This is a genomic window from Chitinophaga sp., assembly GCF_035538455.1.
GTDB lineage: Bacteria > Bacteroidota > Bacteroidia > Chitinophagales > Chitinophagaceae > Chitinophaga.
This window is the reverse complement of the sequence record NZ_DATLKJ010000084.1, coordinates 21,850-39,973: the sequence shown is the minus strand read 5'-3', so window position 1 is coordinate 39,973 and position 18,124 is coordinate 21,850. Positions and strand designations below refer to the sequence as shown.

Here is an 18,124-nt window from a genome sequence, read left to right as displayed (position 1 = left end):
AATTGAAACTGGTTTATTGACAAAAAACTATCGCGTATTTTTTCGGTACAAGAACTTGTAAGAAAGGATATCTGATATGGTTTTTAAAAAGGATTTTACGGATACATGGTTCACGCTCACTGACAATACAAGATAAGTCGTATTTGGCAGACAGCAATCGCGCTTAACAATCTGCATCGTAAAATAACACACAGATGGCTATGCTAAACACGATGATTTTTTAGCTGCTGCAAAGGGTGTTTTTAATGAAACAGCAGCAGGGATATATTTTGGCGTAATAATTTTTCAGATGAACGAAGAATTTTTGTACGATATATACTACAACAAATGATAAAGAAATACGATGCCGCTGCCACAGGCACAGATAGAAATAGTATCAACGACTTCCACCCGATAGTGTTATCTTTAAGTAGAACTAAATATACAATCGTTATGGCAAAACAGACTTCAATCATCACCTTCACGGGCAGGCTCGGTAACCTGATCGGTTACAGTCGCGGAGGTAAACACTTCCTGCGCAGCATGCCCGATAAAGTGCGGCAAACAACCGCCACCCGCAGGGCCGCACAACGATTTGGCATGGCCAGCAGGAGAGGGGCGCTCATCCGCAACGCTTTCTCCGGCAGAATGGAAGTCAGCTGCGACACCGGGCATATCAACAGGCTAACCGGCGCGCTCATTCCCTCCGCCGGCCACGATACCCAAAATATCACCGGCTTCCGGTTCAACCGGCATGCGGGAACAGACAGGTTCCTCGCTCTCCCGCCTAAGCTTTCACGGGATGGTATCCTGCATATCCCGCCTCAGGCATTGCCCGCATATAAAGGCATCGACGCACTGGAAATAAAAGTAATCGCCGCCCGTGTCAACTTCACAACACACCAGGTAATCGGTACAGAAAGCACTGCACTCATCGTAAACACCGGCGAATCCTTTAAAGGCGCCGCCTGCGATGTAGACATCCCCGGTAATGGAACACTGGTAGTCGTCCTGCAGATAAGAGGCATACAGGATAATAGGCCTTCCGGCAACAGAAAATACCTGGCAGCTGATATTATTGCCGTACAACCACCACAAACCCATGAACAAATAACTCCCAAACACCCCGGATTAGCGCAACTACTCAAGGAGATCCTATCCACAGCAGCTGCACAATCCTTGCCGCACGTCACCCAACGGGAATAAACCATCCAATGCCTGACATTTGTATACTCATGAATAAAAATAACTACCCTTGATCCACACACCCGGCTGCTAAACCAACAATCTTTACTTTCAGTCGTGCCGGCTGAAAGCAGCCCCTCTTTTTTCATTACTTACCTCTTACCGCTAAAAGCTACTTCATAACCACTATTCTGCACACCTTCCCATCTAAAGAACATCCCCGCATCAAGTCCACCTTTACTATACAGATAGTAGCCATATCTCGCAACATTACAGCTAAAGTCGGCCGCAAAGAATACCTGCAAACCGGTATCCCGGCGCTCGCTGAATGTATCTGCATTGACAGGAATAAATACCACCCTTGTTTGTATAATGCCATTTTTGTTGCTAACTTATCACACGATTCCACATACACATTAAAACTAAAACAGGATCACTATGCAACGCAGGAAATTTCTCCAATCTTCACTGGCGGTTACGGCTGGTATAGCGGCTAACATCAGCCCGGCAATAGCCGGCGAAAAATATGCAACACAAAAGGAGGTCTATGAATGGCGTGAATATGAAATGCGCTTTGCTTCCGACCAGGCGCAACTGGAGAACTATTTTAAGACAGCGCTCATCCCCGCATTGAACAAATATGGTGTAAAGAAAGTAGGCGTCTTTAAAGAATGGAACCCTTCCGAACCCGCTAAGTTCTACCTGCTGACACCCTTCGCATCTCTCGACAACTACCTCTCCGTAAATACAAAATTAAAAACGGATGCAGATTATGTGAAGAACAGCGCAGCATATAACAACGTACCGGCCGACAAACCCCTGTACAACCGCTTTACGGCTTCCCTGATGCTGGCCTTTGATGGTTGGCCTGCACTCGTGCCCCCTTCAGGTGAATCCCGGATCTTTGAATTAAGAACCTATGAAGGGTATAGCGAAGATGCCGTAAGAAGAAAAATCAAAATGTTCAATGACGGAGAGTACCCCATTTTCCAACGGGCAAACCTGAACCCCGTGTTCTTCGGAGAAGTCATTGCCGGCGACAAAATGCCCCGTCTCACCTATATGCTCACCTGCAACAACATGGAAGAACGCAGCAAAGGATGGGCCGCTTTCGTTGCCGACCCCGAATGGAAAAAGCTCGTAGCAGATCCCCAGTATGCCAATACTATTTCTAAAATCAGCAACACCTTTCTGGTCCCCGCATCATATTCGCAGATATAGTTACTGACCCAATACAGTAAACACCCGGTAAAACACGCCACAGTGCATGTTTTACCGGGTGTTTGCAATAATTTGTTTCTTACCGTCTTATCATCCCGGCAGTAATTTCCAGGTTACCGGTGTGAGCAGCCGCAAATGCAATAATCCAGCAGGCAGGAACCTAACCCGTGCCCACAATTATTCCAGTTACATAAATTGTTACAATAAGTATTACACTGACGATTCGCAGTGGCCGAATCGCTTGAACACATGCCGGCATCAACGATGCAACCTGCACGCCTCATAGCGCCGCCTTTAATGGATTTCAAGTCATGTCTGCTGAGTGCAGCACCAAAATAACTTCTCATAAATGCAGAATTTTAAGGTGAATAATATCAGGGCTGTGGGTCTTGTAATAAAGTTAACAGCAGAAGATCGGAGCAAGGAGATTACAGTGACGCTAAATTATAGATCTTCTGTGAAATGTAATGGCGCCCCTTTAATACAAGATGTAAGTCTCCCCCCTGTAATTAGTGGGTTGTTTTATTCCTGTTTTCAGGGGATGTCACCCCTCTCTGTTTCGCAGGCTGTAGTTGTATACTTGTAATTGCAACACGAAACCATAGCTTTTATTTCACGTTTAATCATATCAACCCAATCAAACTCCCTACTGTAGATTGAAACCTCCATAAGAAATGAAACCATCCGTAACCTTTAAATGAAAATTGAAAAACTATGAAAAGAAAATTCCTGTTTCCTGTCATCCTGTGCCTCAGTATCATAGGATGTACAAAAAATCCGCAGGTAACGCCCGCCGGAACCACGGAGAACAATGAAAAGACAGTTATCACCCAAGGTCTTAAAGGCCAGAATCACATTGCTCCCGGCGTCGGTAAGTACCGGTTGATTGTAAAGTTCAAGGCAGAAGAAATACTGGGCGTTGAGAAGACCAGGCCGGTATTTTCGAACCAGGGCGCCACGGCCAGGGCAGAAGCTTGGGGCAGCCAGAAAGACGGCAGTAAAAAGAACATCTACTCATTTACCTACGACCAGGTAATGCCATTTAATCCTGATGAAAAAGCAGCGATGCTGCAAGGCCGGAAAGCACAGCCGGAACCCGGCGCGTTTGATCGTTACGCTTTCAGGGGAATGATGTATGTGCGCGAAGCACCGGATATGTCACCCGGAGATGTGCTGAATCTCGCCAATGAGTTCGAAAAACTCGATATGGTGGAATATGCATCCCTGGAGCCGGTGACACCACCGCCACCGCCAGTTACGCCTGACTTCACCTGGCAGCAATATTACAAGAACGAGGCAGACAACAGCGACGTTAATGTTCGCGGTATCAATGCAGAATATGCGTGGTCTATCGGCGTTACCGGCGCCGGTATCCGGATAGCCGATATCGAATGGGGCTATAACAGAAACCATGAAGACCTCATCGGAACAACATGCCAGGAAGTACTTCCTCCTCCAAACGATGATTTTAAAGATCACGGTACCGCTGTTGCCGGTATCCTGATGGGACAGAAAAACAACTTCGGCGTAACCGGTATGGTATACGGTGCAGATGCCTGCTACATTGTATCAGAACGCGTACGTGGCCGCGCAGGCGGAATTGCTGAAGGGCTAACCCGGCTCAGAAGAGGCGATGTTTTCCTCTACGAAATGCAGGCCTGGGGCGAAAACAACTACGCTCCGGCCGACTATGAACAGGCAGTCTGGGATATCACCAAATCTGCTACAGATGCAGGCATTGTGGTCGTGGCTGCAGCAGGTAACGGTAATCAGAACCTGGACGGCGCCTTTTATGACAGCTACAGAGCCAGAGGTGACAATGGCGCCATTATAGTCGGAGCCGGTACTAAGACCGCCCGCGATAAGGCCTCCTTCTCTACTTACGGCAGCGTAGTACACGTGCAGGGTTGGGGCGATTGGAAAGTCACCACTTCCGGTGGCGGCGCAGACCTGTTTAACGGTGGCCCTAATGCACAGTATACAAACAGCTTCTCCGGCACGTCTTCCGCAAGCCCGATTGTAACGTCTGCTGTAGTAGCTGTTCAATCATGGTATAAGGCCAGAACCGGACAGGTACTGGCGCCAAGAGATATTAGGGACCTCCTGATAAGAACCGGTACGTCGCAGGGTAGCGGCGGTCATATCGGACCACTGCCTAATATTAAAGCCGCCATCGTTGCACTGGGCGGCCCCGATAACATAGATATTGTTTCCGGTGCTACATACTCCATCGTTGCGGCTACCAATAACACCAGCCTGCTGGATGTTGAGGGCGGTGGCGCCGGAGATGGAACCAAAGTAAACCTCTGGACCGCTAATGCTCCCCTTGGCAACAACCAGAAATGGATTGTTACCAGTGTGGGCGGCGGCTACTACAAGTTGAAGCCGGTGCATGCTTCCGCACAGGCATTGGATGTAAGCAACAGCGGCACTGCTGATGGAACACAGGTGCAGATATGGAATGATAACAACACCAACGCACAGAAGTGGCTGATCAAAAGTGTGGGAGGAAGTGGTTATTATACGCTCTCTCCGGCCTGTGCACCTGCATCACAACTGGACATAAATGGCAGCGGTACGGCTAACGGCACCAAAGTACAGATATGGACCACCAATACTTCCAACGCACAGAAATTCCTGTTTATAAGACAGTAAAAGGTATATCATCCCAGGCTAATAGTTATTAGTCTGGGATGTCTCATAAACCCCGGTTACCGGCGTGTGCATCCGCAAATGCAATATTCCGCCACACAGGAGCCTAACCCGGCGCCACAATTGTTCCAGTTACATAAATCGTTACAGTAAGCATTACAATAATAATTCGCGGAGGGCGAGTCGCTGAGGCACATGCCGGCGTCTTGCCTGCAACCTATGCGTTTCATTGTGCCGCCATTAATGGATTTCAATTCACGTCTGCTGAGTACAGTACCAACATAATTTCTCATGAATACAGAATTTTAAGGTTGATGTGAGTGGTTATGAAATTAACAGCAGGGGATCGGGTTAAGGAGATTACAGTGGCGCTAAATTATAAATCTTCTGTGCAATGTAACAACAGCCAATAAGAGAGAATATGTGGATATTATAGCTGCAAAAAAACGAAGCCTTTTGCGAAGTGCCCCCAAATGTCTGGTTCTTTGGCACTTCACAAAAGGCAATTAAAGCTTAAATGCTACCGCTAGTTAAAAGCATCTTTTATTACTTTGCCTTTGGCATATTGCAGAGGAAACTGCAGCAATTCCGCGATAGTGCTTGCAACATCTATCTGCTCGTAGTTATTGGTATTGATGATTGTATTCTTTTTAAAATCGGGGCCTAAAGCAAAGAACTCTATATGACGGCAACCTTTGCAGGCATCTCCATGACTCGTATAGGCATTCCTGCGGGTTCCCGCTGTATGCCTTCCGTGATCATTACTTACAATTAAAGTTGTTTTATCCTTATATTCTCCCAGTGCCTGAATATAATCCCATAATTCTGTAATGGATTTATCGGTTGCTTTAATTGCATTAATGTATCCTATGGAATCTTTGTTATGTCCCCTGTCATCTACATCTTTCAGGTTAATCACTAATATATTCGGAGAATAACGCTTCATTACATTTTTCACCTGGTTCATGGTTATCACATCACTCCTGTAATCTGAACCATTCCCATCTGTACCGCAATCAGCACTGGGTTGGTATTTTCCGTTCCAGTCTGCCAGCTTGCAATTGTTTAATACCTCAAGCTTATCCTTGGATGCTACTATCCAGGCTTTGGTTTTATCGGCTCCGGTATATTTTAACCATTGCTGCATTACCGATGGATAACCAGGCAACTCCGTACCATCATTCGCTATATCCTCATATACTCCGCTGCAAAGAGCGCTGTGTCCGGGATTGGTATTGGTCGTGCCATTGTTCATAAAATTACTGATGAACACTCCATCTTTCAATAACCTGACACGGTTGGGGATATGCTGCTTTGTAGAATCTTCCCATGTTTCAGAAATGCGTGGCCCATCCACTACTAAAAGGACCACGTTTTTGGTTTTATACCCGTTTTCATATGGGGTAGCGGGACCAACATCCTTTGGGTCGCTGCAGGAAGATACAGACACCACCGCCAGGGTAGTAATGATTGCGAATAGTTTTTTCATTGGGTATAACATTTAGATTTAACTTGACTACATCTATATCTATATGTAGGTGTCAACCACTATTGGGGTGAAGTGTGGTGAAGACCTTAACAATAATTTTAACAATTAACATTCATCCGCACCGGATAATTTTAAAATTGACAGATGCTACAATATAGTTGTACACAGAGAAAGATGAAAAATGCGGACATATACTTCAGATGTAGACTTTTCACGATACTATATAGTAATTTATATAATTACTCGTATTTTTAGTTTCATAGCATAACGAATTCATTTGCACAACGATAGCCTACATACCGAGCGTGAACTGTTGCTGTTAATAGCAGAGGGCGACCAGCACGCATTCCGGCAGCTGTTTGAAATCTACTGGAAACAAGTATTTGGAGCCTGCCTGCAACTGACGAAATCTCCGGAACTGGCTAAAGACCTGAGCCAGGATATTTTTCTTAAAATATGGAATACAAGAAACAGGCTCACGGATGTAAGAAGTTTTAAAAGCTATCTTTTTACCATTGCCCGGAACACAGTAAGGGACCAGCTCCGGACAACTGTCTTCCGCGAATCCAACCGAGAGTTCCTGGAACATTATTTTTCCGGCAAAGCAATTTCCCCGCAGCAGGTGCTGGAACAAAAACAATTGAGCGACCGTCTCATGAGAGCGATCAACAGTCTGCCGCCAAAGCTGCACCAGGTCTTTATGCTGAGCCACCTGGAAGGATTGAGCCATAAAGAAATAGCGGAACGGCTGGAGATCTCACCCTTATCATCCAAAACCTATATGGTCAGAGCACTCCTGATACTACGGAGAGAACTTGTAAGCGAGCCTGACCGTCTGCTTATAATCGGACTCATCTATCTCAGTAATATTTTCTCCTTCTTTTTTTAATACGGATGTTTTCCTTTACCTCGTTCATCCGTCTTTAGTAGTAAATGGCAGCTCATCAATGAATAACCATAAAAGAAATGAGTTCAGGCAATTATTGCGTAAGTACAGGGATGAGAAGCTGACGGAAGAAGAAATTACGCTGCTTTACGATTACATCAGGCAGGATCAGTTTGCCGACGTAATGGACGAATGGCTGGATGAAACCTTTAATAATCCGGCATACGCCGGCGCTGCTGTAGACTATGATCCGGAACTTGTGTTTGCCGGAATGCGGGAGCACATGAATACGCCGAAGCGGGCGTTACGTTGGTGGAAAGCGGCGGCCGCCGCCGCTGCTATACTGGTGTTTGCGTTGCTTGGATATATCAGTTACCGCCCTTCACCGGTTGCAGAGAAGGAGGTTGTCTTTGACGTTCCGCCCGGAAGGCAAGGTGCTACGCTTACATTATCCGGTGGACGTAAGATATTGTTGGATAGCGCCAGCGATGGCTTGTTAGCGAATCAGGGAACAGCATCCCTCCGCAAGACGGGCTATCAGCTTAACTATCAATCGGACAACAAGCTTCCCGTTGATACACCGGTCTTCAATACAGTATCCACCCCCAGAGGAAGACAGTTCAAGCTGGTACTGGCAGACGGTACGCAGGTATGGTTAAATGCAGGTAGCGAGATACGTTTCCCAACCGCTTTTTCAGGTAAGGAACGTAAGATTGAACTGACGGGTGAAGCTTATTTTGAAGTAGCCGGCAATGCAGCAGTTCCATTTGTTGTTCAACTCCGGGATAGCAGGGTAGTAGTGCTGGGCACACACTTTAACATAACTGATTACGACGATGAAAAAAATACAAACACCACGTTATTAAAAGGGGCGGTAAAAATACAGACGAAAGACAACGAGGTATTGGTTAAACCCGGATTACAGGTAACTATAGACAAAAACACAGGAGCATTTTCATCTAAGGCAGTGGACACTGAACAGGTAATTGCATGGACGAAAGACAAACTGGTACTGGGTAATACGGATTTCGCCGTAATGATGCGCAGCATTTCGAGGTGGTATGATATAGATCTGGTCTATGCTGGCAAAGTACCAGAACTGCGCGTTGGAGGATGCCTGCACAGGAATGTTAATCTGTCTGTAGTCCTTGGGTTCCTGGAGGAAAATGGTGTACACTATACCATGAGCGGCAAAACAGTGACAATACTCCCATAAATGATTTATTAACTGATAAATACAATCACGTATGAAAATGTAATGCCTACACGACGGAGAGTTTATATTAAAAGGACTCTGACGGCTATCAGAGTCCCGGTTAATGGACTTGTCTGTTAATTCAACCAGAATCTTGCAAAAAATGACTGTTTAACTTTCTAAATCCAATCCAGCAAAAGTATGCAACTCAATGCGTATCGCAAAGCCTTTGCGAGTAGATTCCACGTTTTTACCAAAATCCTTCCGGCTATGAAATTAACTGCTGTGCTGTTGCTCGCAGGAGCACTCCACGTATGTGCTGCAGGCTATTCCCAGGGAGTGACCATTGTAGCACGGAATGTACCACTTGAAAAGATCTTCAGAGAGATCGAATCCCAGACAGGTTGTTCATTTCTATGGAATGAATCTGCTATTGACAAATCTGTATCCGTAAGCGTAGAGATCCGGGAAGCCACACTCAGTGGCGCACTGGATCAATGTCTGAAGGGGCTGCCACTCACTTACAGAATTCGTGATAAGGTCGTGTTCATTGAACCGGCGCGCACCAGGCCGGTGGGAGACACAACCCAACCCACTGGTACTTTACACGGAAAAGTAATGGATGAAAGCGGGCAACCACTAATGGGAGCCACCGTAACTGTAAAGGGTACCAATAAAGGGACCGTTTCCAATGAGAGAGGCGAATTTGCATTACCGCGAATGGCCGGCAATTTTACGGTGATCATCAGTTTTGTGGGATACATGGAAAAGTCTGTTACTGTTGGGAATCGCCAGCATATAGAAGTTACGCTTCAGAATGCAGGTGTTAACCTTGGCAGTGTTAACGTAGTAAGCGTTGGTTACGGAACGCTGAATAAGAAAGAAGTTTCCAGTGCCATCACACATCTTACCTCAAAAGACCTGCTAACAGTTGGTGGTAACGGAGCGTTAATGTCCTTACAGGGAAGGGTAGCTGGTCTTACAATTACCAATACTGCTATGGCAGATCCCAACTCTACTCCCCGGATACAGTTGCGTGGCGTGTCCTCACGCGATGCCGGCCTGGGTCCATTGTATGTAATCAACGGTGTTCCTGGTGGGAACATCGATAACCTGAATCAGAATGATATAGAATCCATTGATGTGCTCAAAGGTGGCGCCGCATCGGCCATCTATGGCACACGTGGAAGCAATGGTGTCATTGTAGTTACCACCAAAAGGGGCACTGCAGAACCACGCCTGTTTTATGACGGATATGTGGGCCTGGACTTTATTACGAACAAGCTCCATGTGCTGAACAGGAATGAATTCCTGGAACATAAGCGCGGTGTTGATTTCGGAGGAAATACTGATTGGCTGAAAACAGTGAGCCGCGATCCTGCCTTGTCTCAGAAACACACCCTGCAGTTCTCAGGAGGGTCTGACCGGACCAACTATATGGCCTCTGTGGACTATCGAAAGGCTGATGGCATAGACTACCGTTCTTCAAAAGAAGAATATGGGGCAAGGCTCAATCTCAACCATAATGCAGCCAATGGCCTGTACAGTGTTACCCTGAATGTGGCCCCAAGAATGGCTAAAACCAACCTCGCTGATTATTCCGCTTTCAATTATGCGCTGACACTCAATCCTACGTTGTCCCCCTTCGACAGCACCGGGAAATATGCCTATATCAAAACAGGCTTCTTTGCCAATAATCCACTGGAAGCTGCAAAGACAGTACTTTCCCAACAAGAGATAAAGTACCTTGATATCAATGGCTCTTTTAAAGCGAATCTCTTCACGGGTTTCAATACCATTGTAACGGTGGGTCAGGTAAATGCTGTTTTCCGCAACATGAATTTTACCCCCGGCACTAATACAAATGTATTGGTCAGTAACGGCGGAACAGGCCGCAATAGTGGCTCCCAGGAGTATAGAGAGAATGATCAGAAGAGCTTTGAATGGATCGGTAACTATGTTGTCAATGCCGGCCGGCATGCATTAAGGCTATTGGCCGGATATTCTTATCAGCAGTTTGTTTTTTCCAGACTGAAAGCTTCCAATGAAAATTTCCCTTCTGATGTGCTGACATACAATAATCTTGGCACAGGGCTATGGAACCTGGAAAAGGGACAGAATGGTGTTGAATCCGAAAAGAACAGCTCGAAGCTCATCGCTTTCTTTGGAAGACTGAATTATGAACTGGACCAAAAATATTATTTATCAGCCAGCATCAGAAGAGAAGGATCATCCAAGTTCGGCCGCAATAATAAATGGGGCAATTTTCCTGCAGTATCAGTCGGCTGGAGGATCACGCAGGAAAGATTTATGCAGGGGATGTCATGGCTGAATGAGCTGAAACTGAGAGCCGACTATGGAGAAACCGGCAACCAGGACTTTGGTAATTATCTTTCATTGGATACCTACAGCGGATATGGATATTACGTATTCAACGGCATTACTTATCAGGTGTGGGGCCCCAGCCAGAACACCAATTATGACCTGCGCTGGGAGAAGGCGCTAAACTTTAATGTAGGACTGGATTTTGAAGTGCTTAATAGCCGTATTGCAGGTAGCCTCAATTATTACATACGCACCAATAAGGATCTGCTGGGTAATTATGCGGTATCTAATCCTCCCAACATACAAGGGCAAACCTATGCAAATGTGGGAACTATGAAAAATTCAGGGCTGGAGTTGCAACTGAATGCAGCGGTAATAAAACAAAAGGATTTCAGCTATAACCTCTCTTTTACAGGAGCTACCAACAGCAATAAGTTTGTGTCTTTTTCCAATGATCTTTTCAAGGGACAGACCTATCTTGATGTGGTAGGAATGCCGGCGCCGGGAAGTCCGGGAAACCTGCAACGTCTCCAGGAAGATAGACGTATAGGAAGTTTCTATACACTGAAATCAGCTGGTGTGGATGCAAACGGGGTATTGCTGGTATACAATAAGAAAGGAGAAGTGATTACGGCTGATAAAGCCAATAATGATGACAGGCAGTTTGTAGGTAATGGATTACCACAGTTTACGGCCGGCCTGGGTAACAATTTTACTTATAGGCACTGGGATCTGGGCATCTTTCTGCGTGGCGCTTTCGGGTACAAAGTATTTAATACCGTAGCCTTTTATCTGGGCACGCCTGCTACACAGGCCGATGCCAATGTGCTCACTTCTGCGTATAATGGCGGACGTTATTCAAAGCTGACAAGCCCTTCTACCGGTTCTGCACTATCTGATTATTTTCTGGAGCCAGGTAGCTTTGTGAAGATAGACAACGTGTGTGTAGGTTATTCTTTGAGGCTGAAGACCAGGTACCTGCGAAGTTTTCGCATATATGCCACCGCCAGGAACCTGTATACATTCACAAAATTCACGGGCGGAGATCCGGATCTGATTCCTGTGAATGGCCTGTATCCCGGCGTGAATAACAGTTTGTCTTATTATCCATCCACCACACAATTGCTGTTTGGTCTTCAGGTTAACTTTTAAAGAACAATATCCATGGCACATAAAATAAACATTCGTTTTATACTATTACTAACACTCTTTATCACCGGAAGCTGTACTAAATTGGATGAAAAACTGTATGACAGGATTACATCAGAAAATTTTCTACAGACAAAAGCAGATGTGATCCGGGATTTTCTCCGGCCATTCGAGCATGCTTACTGGAGTATACAGGGGGGCAGTAGTTTTATGCTTCAGGAGAACAGTTCCGACGAATTGATGACAGTTAACCGTCAGGGCGACTGGTACGATGGAGCCCAGTACCAGCGTGTACATTATCATACATGGACACCTAATGACGGATACACCAGCGATGCCTGGAATGCCTTATACCAGGGCATTACCCTGTCTACCAACTCACTGGAGGATCTGCAAGGCATTAAAGATCCGGGTAAGTTTAATCTTACACAAACAGAACTGGATGACTACATCGCAGAGCTGAAAACGCTGCGGGCCTGGTTCAACTTGCGCGTGCTTGATTTCTATCGCAATATGGTGATCGTTACCAAAGTAAAGGGAGAAACTAAGGCTGGCCCACAGGTGCCGCCGCAGGAAGCATTTGATTTCATAGAGAAGGAGTTGAAAGATGCTATACCGGCACTTCCACTGCGGGAAACCCTTGGACAGAACGCATTAGGGCGCTGGACAAAAGCAGGTGCGGCCGCCCTGTTAGTACGGCTATATCTCAATTCAAAAGTATATACCGGCAAAGACAGGTTTGCAGATTGTGCCACCATTTGTAAGGACATTATTGATGGGAAATATGGTAATTATGCACTGGAGCCAAGATGGGATGCGCCCTTTGATTACAACAATGGTCAGTCGGCCGAAACGGTTTTCGGATTTCCGGGGAGCTTCGGGCTTACACACTGGCAGTATGATGGTGGCATGTATTTCTGGATGCTGCCTTACCAGGCGCCGCGGTATTTCGGATTCACTGACTTTGGTGAAGCTAATCCCAAGTATGCATTGCAGCCGGGACGGGATGTAGACAGCGTTGAGTATACATCTACGTTAGGGAAGCCGTTTATAAAATTCCGGAGGTATCCCGACGATTTCCGGCTGCTTAAATATAAGAACCTGGGTAACAGCAAGCGGGAAGGTATGTTCCTGTTTGGGTATCTGCCATATGTCAATACGGACGGTAAAGCAGATACCGTAAGAGGCAATAAGGGGCCGTATCCGCTTTTTCTGCGCGATCAGGTGGGAATGTTTCTCAACGCGCTTCCCGGTACGCGTATAGCCGACAAGGAATCCAATATGAATCACGGGGATCATAATTCCGGTGTTTATCCTGTAAAGTATCCCTACTATCCCAATAACGATCCCAATAAAATATCTTCTGCCTATGCAGAGATCCGGCTCGCGGAAATTTATTATTCTTATGCAGAATGCAGATACAGGACTGGAGATAAGACAGGAGCGGCTGTTTTGTTGAATGCTGTACGGCAGCGTAATTATCCGCCTGGCTCTTCCAGTTTATACAACACGGACGGCAGCCAGCTCACAGACCAGGAGATGCTGGATGAATGGGGAAGGGAATTCCTGGTGGAAGCAAGAAGAAGAACAGATCTCGTGAGATGGGGCGTTTTTCATTCCGGCGCCTGGTGGGATAAAAAACCGGATGCTGATGATCATACTATTATATTCCCGATAGGTCAGAATGTATTGAATGCAGCACCCGGACTAAAGCAGAATCCTGGCTATTGATTTTTTCCCGCAAAGGTGCAAAGGAAGCAGAGAGCGCAAAGGATTTTTTAAGTTAGCCAAGAACTACTTTATAGCCCGTAAATATTTGGGGTACTACAAAATAGTCTTATTAAACTTAAAAAAAAACTTTGCGCTCTCTGCTTCCTTTGCACCTTTGCGAGAAAAAAAACCGCTCCGGTCTTCGCTTCCCTAATGACGTGGCTGAATCACTTCAGGCTGCCCATTGGAACGGATTTCCAGTTTCACATCTGCACCGTTTTCTCCCGAGTATTTCCCATCGAATACAATTTCATTGGCTCCGCCGGATAACGACGGCAACGGCTTATTCAGTTCTATCGTTTGCAGCAGCTGCCATTGCTGGTTATACAACCGTACTGCTTTACCATCACATTTCAGGAACTGGTTCCGCTTCAGGCTCACCGGCAACAACAACGCATCCTGGTGATTGATAGCGATCGATACCTGGTCAAAAGTAACATCCGGATCAAACTCTTTACCGGCGGCCAGCGTGATAATAAAGGACACCGGTTGGGCCGCTGCCGGGTTATTGAAAGTAAAGGTGGAGAAAACCGGTTCTCCGGGTTGCTTCATTTGTTGCGTATGCTTGAAGTAAGCATTGTATACCGGCGTTAATTTGTATGCGTTATTGCCGGTCATCTCCAGGTGAAATTCATGCTTTAAGCTCCGCATCTGCGCTTTCTGGGCTTCACTGAAAATATTCTTCATACGGGCCTGTTCCCAGGTCTTTATCAACCCCAGTACCTCATCTTTCAGACCGTGTTTCCGCAATGTCTCCAGGCTGGTAGCCAGACCAAAGCCGGCGTTATATCCGGCGCCCAGTGCCAGCATCCATTCTATGTCTTCCGGTGTGGTTCCCGGCCGCAGACTGAACCAACCCAGCATAGAAGGCATCAGGTTGCGGCGGAAGAACTGCTGGTTCTTGAGACGCAATTGCAGCTGGCTTTCCCGGAAACCAGCATACCAGGGCTCTCCCCAGTTCATCCGGGTATATATATGCCAGAAGTAGTGGCCGGGCAAGCTGGCATCATTGATCACTTTTCCTTTCAATTCCGGTGTAAGGTTATCGTACCATGTTTTGGTAAACAACTGCCTGGCATATTGGCCCATGCCGGAAGACCAGCAGCCTTCAAGCCCGTCAAAAGAAATCTGCATAAGACCCGTCTCATTGAAAAGACGCGCAATAGTCTTCGCCATCTCCTCCTGCAACGCATAATTGGTAAGAAATACTTTATAGGGATGATCCATCAGTTTACCGATGCTGTCATCTTGTAGATGTGCAGCCGCATGCGTACCGAAGGCGCCACGCTGGCAATCCAGCAGCTTCCACGGGGCGGAAGCAGATACCGCTCCGTAACGGATAATTTCATTACCAACGACAACCGACTTCAACGTATTATTCTGAAACTGGTTGAAGAAAACCGGATCTTCTATGCCGATCTCTTTTGCGTTGGCATCGATAGCTGCACTGAGCCGTGAATACCCCACTCTCGCCAACCGGGAATCAGGTACCGGCGTTACATACGGATCATTGGTGGTGATGAAGTTGGATAGTGTATGCACGCCAAGCCGTACACCCTGCGCTTTCGCCGTCTCCACACACTGCTTCATGCTGGCCCGGTTTTCCGGGAACTCTTTGGCATGCAGCTTAAACTGTCCCCAGTTATCAAAGGGATCGCCATGATAGAGATAACGGAGCCCCGCCTGTTTGGTGGCCACTATGGCTTCAGACAGATTCCCCGTGCCGAAATCCATGATCAGGTATGATTCAGATGCGTGTATAGCCTGCTTGCCCCATTCGCCATCCAGCAAAGGATGCGGTAATCCTTCCTTCAGTTCAATCTGTGAAATGGTGGGCAACACATCTGCATTTGCTACACCGAAAAGCGCAATCTTACTGCCAATAACGCCGCCGTCATTAAATGCGGGAGCAAGATACGCAGTATGTCCCCAGTTCTCAATAACCCTGTCCTTGCTGCGGTTGCGGCAGTATGCCTGCAACACCGCTCCGTAAGCAGTAGGGCGCGCTACATCTCCTCTGAACAATTGCTTGTTTATATCATCTCCCTTTACATCCACTTTGTTACCGCCTTCAAATACATCATACGACGGCTCTATATCACTTTCAGCATTCGGATACCCCCCCAGTGTTTTTATATTCAGCGCCTGGATACCAATCGCAAACTCCCGGTTGCGTACAACGCCCACCACTTCACCTACAGTATCTGCTACCGTAGTAGGATATGGCCCCCACAATACCAGGTCAACACTTTCCGGTTTGGTGAGCTGCGTCAGTTCAAAGCTGATGTAGTTATCGTTACGCTGCACTTTTACTTTTGCTTCCACGCCCGCCTGCGGATAAGATAATACCAGCTCCGCGCTTTTTGCATTCCATGTGCAGCTCCGGGGAGCAAGGATTTCCCCGTCTTTTTTTATGCTCATCAATGCAGTGGCTTTGTCTGCAACCAGGAACTCCTTTTGCAGCGCAAGGCTTTTCATACTGGTCAGTTTCCCGGATGCGTCCAGCTGGAGGCTCCATTGCTTCGTTTTGAAATTTACCTGCGCAGCGGCTGGCAGCGCAGCTAATCCTGTTAATACAGCCAGGTAGGGCAGTAGATATTTGGTCCGACGTCTCGTTTTCATATCGATGTTATAAGTTAAGGAGGGGATAAGCATTGGATGGAGGTGCGCAAATTTGCATGTTCCGGTCCTGATATACTAATGCAGTCTTGTCTTTTATTACCATTTTTTTTGCCCTTGATCTCTTCTGCCGGTAATGAAAGGTAATCAAATAGACGTTGCGCAGGTCGATTCCCCGTGATCTGTAGAATATGTAATTGCAACTGTGTTGCAATTTGCATATCTTTGGTTTTAATTAGGAAAACCATGAGATCAATCGGTAACTATGTTAGCCTGGTGGTACTGGCCACCAGTATGGTAATTTATGGGCATGCGGATGCACAGATGATCAGCGCAGCGAAAGCAAATAAGGATACTTTAAACAATGCTGACCGCAGCCGTTTGCAGGATGCCAGCAGGATAGGGCGCACCTCCGGCGCTAAAGCCGCGGCCTTCCAGGAGCTGTACGACTATGAGGTAAGTAACAAGCATCTCAATGATGAAGTATTCCCTTATCAGAGCCTCTTACATAAAGCCTACGTGTTAATGCTGGCCGAACAAAAGATCATTACCCGCCAGGAGGCAAAGACGATCTTAAAAGGACTGGAAACAGCAGACCAGCAGGCAGCAACAAACCCCTCTTTACATCTGTACCTGCCTTATGAAATGGCCGTCATTAAAGCGGTAGGCAGCGTTGGTGGAAAGATGAAAGCCTCTCCAAATGCCTGGACCGCTACATAGAACTCTATGCCCGCATCGATCAATGCCCGCTTGGCTCAGGTGCAAGCGGTGGTACTGCATGGCCCATCAACAGGCCGCAGCTGGCCGCCCTGCTGGGCTTCAAAGGTCTGGTGACCAACACCATTGAAGGCGTTGCCGGATGGGATCACATCGCTGAATTCGCGGCAGACAATTGCATCTACATGAGTGACCTGAGCCGGCTGGCATCCGAAGTGCAGTTATGGAGCACTGATGAATACAATGTAGCTGAACTGGATAATTCCTTTGCAGGGATCAGCAGCATGATGCCCCAGAAAAAGAACCCCGATGCACTTGAAAGAACAAGAAAGGCTTCAGCGCTGACAGCCGGCCAGCTCACCGCTATACTAACCTCGCTCAATGGCATCGAATACCAGCACAGTGGTGTCCGGCTAATGATCGAACCCCAAAGCCTCGACGCAGTACTGGCAGCCTCACATACCATGACCGGCGTGATGCAGACCTTGCAGGTGCGCAAAGAAACCATGCTGAAATACGCCAGGGAAAACTACGCTACCATGACCGACCTCGCCGATCTCCTCGTTCAATACGGTAACCTGGACGGGATGCACATGAAATCATTGCCGCCGTCATTAACAAGGCACTTGAAGAACACAAAACAGCCGATCAGATTACACCTGAAATGATCAACGCCGCCACCGAAAAAAAGCTGGGCCACGCGTTAATAATTCCGGTAACAAAACTCGCTGAAGCGCTTGATCCCGTTAAAAGCGTTCAGCGTAAATCCGGTACAGGGATGCCGGCGCCCACGGCCGTTGAACAAATGATCAGCAACGGAAAGAAAAGCCTTGCCACGCAGCAAACATGGCTGGCAACACAAAAAGTTTACCTGGCCACTGCTGCAAACCAGTTACAAAAACTGGCCAAAGACTACTAGGCGCTTTATAATCAATAT

Annotated in this window: 14 protein-coding genes; 10 read left to right on the top strand and 4 right to left on the bottom strand. The window is 46.9% G+C overall.

The window, feature by feature from the left end; all coding sequences use genetic code 11:
- Positions 1-432: 432 nt before the first annotated feature.
- Positions 433-1,185 (top strand): hypothetical protein, encoded by a 753-nt coding sequence (locus VM802_RS09710; RefSeq protein ID WP_325529781.1) that lies wholly within the window; start codon positions 433-435, stop codon positions 1,183-1,185.
- A gap of 131 nt (positions 1,186-1,316) precedes the next feature.
- On the opposite strand, the gene VM802_RS09705 is transcribed toward VM802_RS09710, so the two are convergent.
- Entirely contained in the window at positions 1,317-1,523 is a 207-nt protein-coding gene (locus VM802_RS09705) for a hypothetical protein (RefSeq protein ID WP_325529779.1), read from the bottom strand.
- 79 nt (positions 1,524-1,602) lie between these two features.
- On the opposite strand from VM802_RS09705, the gene VM802_RS09700 reads away from it, so the two are divergent.
- Together VM802_RS09700 and VM802_RS09695 are read left to right on the top strand one after the other, a co-directional pair.
- A complete protein-coding gene (locus VM802_RS09700) occupies positions 1,603-2,385 on the top strand; it encodes an NIPSNAP family protein (protein ID WP_325529777.1) in 783 nt (260 codons plus the stop codon).
- Between the two features lie 714 nt (positions 2,386-3,099).
- Positions 3,100-5,040 carry a S8 family serine peptidase gene (locus VM802_RS09695; protein WP_325529775.1) on the top strand — a complete coding sequence of 647 codons (1,941 nt, stop codon included), beginning with the start codon at positions 3,100-3,102 and terminating at the stop codon, positions 5,038-5,040.
- 56 nt (positions 5,041-5,096) lie between these two features.
- On the opposite strand, the gene VM802_RS09690 is transcribed toward VM802_RS09695, so the two are convergent.
- Complete coding sequence (locus VM802_RS09690; protein WP_325529773.1) at positions 5,097-5,330, bottom strand: hypothetical protein; 234 nt, start codon at positions 5,328-5,330, stop codon at positions 5,097-5,099.
- Positions 5,331-5,563: 233 nt separating this feature from the next.
- Complete coding sequence (locus VM802_RS09685; RefSeq protein ID WP_325529771.1) at positions 5,564-6,526, bottom strand: alkaline phosphatase family protein; 963 nt, start codon at positions 6,524-6,526, stop codon at positions 5,564-5,566.
- Between the two features lie 277 nt (positions 6,527-6,803).
- Here VM802_RS09685 and VM802_RS09680 point away from each other — a divergent pair, with 277 nt between their 5' ends.
- The 4 genes from VM802_RS09680 to VM802_RS09665 all read left to right on the top strand — a co-directional run bounded on the left by VM802_RS09680 (position 6,804) and on the right by VM802_RS09665 (position 13,812).
- On the top strand, positions 6,804-7,415 hold the full coding sequence (locus VM802_RS09680) for an RNA polymerase sigma factor (RefSeq protein ID WP_325529769.1): 612 nt from the start codon (positions 6,804-6,806) through the stop codon (positions 7,413-7,415).
- Positions 7,416-7,473: 58 nt separating this feature from the next.
- Positions 7,474-8,628, top strand: coding sequence for a FecR family protein (locus VM802_RS09675; RefSeq protein ID WP_325529767.1), 1,155 nt, complete (start codon positions 7,474-7,476; stop codon positions 8,626-8,628).
- Between the two features lie 249 nt (positions 8,629-8,877).
- Entirely contained in the window at positions 8,878-12,084 is a 3,207-nt protein-coding gene (locus VM802_RS09670) for a SusC/RagA family TonB-linked outer membrane protein (RefSeq protein ID WP_325529765.1), read from the top strand.
- Between the two features lie 12 nt (positions 12,085-12,096).
- Positions 12,097-13,812, top strand: coding sequence for a RagB/SusD family nutrient uptake outer membrane protein (locus VM802_RS09665; RefSeq protein ID WP_325529763.1), 1,716 nt, complete (start codon positions 12,097-12,099; stop codon positions 13,810-13,812).
- A 189-nt stretch (positions 13,813-14,001) separates the two neighbouring features.
- On the opposite strand, the gene VM802_RS09660 is transcribed toward VM802_RS09665, so the two are convergent.
- The gene (locus VM802_RS09660; RefSeq protein ID WP_325529761.1) at positions 14,002-16,473 is read right to left on the bottom strand and encodes a hypothetical protein; all 2,472 of its coding nucleotides are present in this window, start codon (positions 16,471-16,473) and stop codon (positions 14,002-14,004) included.
- 243 nt (positions 16,474-16,716) lie between these two features.
- Here VM802_RS09660 and VM802_RS09655 point away from each other — a divergent pair, with 243 nt between their 5' ends.
- From VM802_RS09655 to VM802_RS09645, 3 genes are read left to right on the top strand one after another with little or no spacing between them, the layout of a single operon-like run.
- On the top strand, positions 16,717-17,190 hold the full coding sequence (locus VM802_RS09655) for a hypothetical protein (protein WP_325529759.1): 474 nt from the start codon (positions 16,717-16,719) through the stop codon (positions 17,188-17,190).
- The gene (locus VM802_RS09650) at positions 17,175-17,855 is read left to right on the top strand and encodes a lyase family protein (protein ID WP_325529838.1); all 681 of its coding nucleotides are present in this window, start codon (positions 17,175-17,177) and stop codon (positions 17,853-17,855) included. The genes VM802_RS09655 and VM802_RS09650 overlap by 16 nt, the downstream gene beginning before the upstream one ends.
- Positions 17,852-18,106, top strand: coding sequence for a hypothetical protein (locus tag VM802_RS09645; RefSeq protein ID WP_325529757.1), 255 nt, complete (start codon positions 17,852-17,854; stop codon positions 18,104-18,106). Before VM802_RS09650 ends, VM802_RS09645 begins: the two co-directional genes overlap by 4 nt.
- Positions 18,107-18,124: the final 18 nt, after the last annotated feature.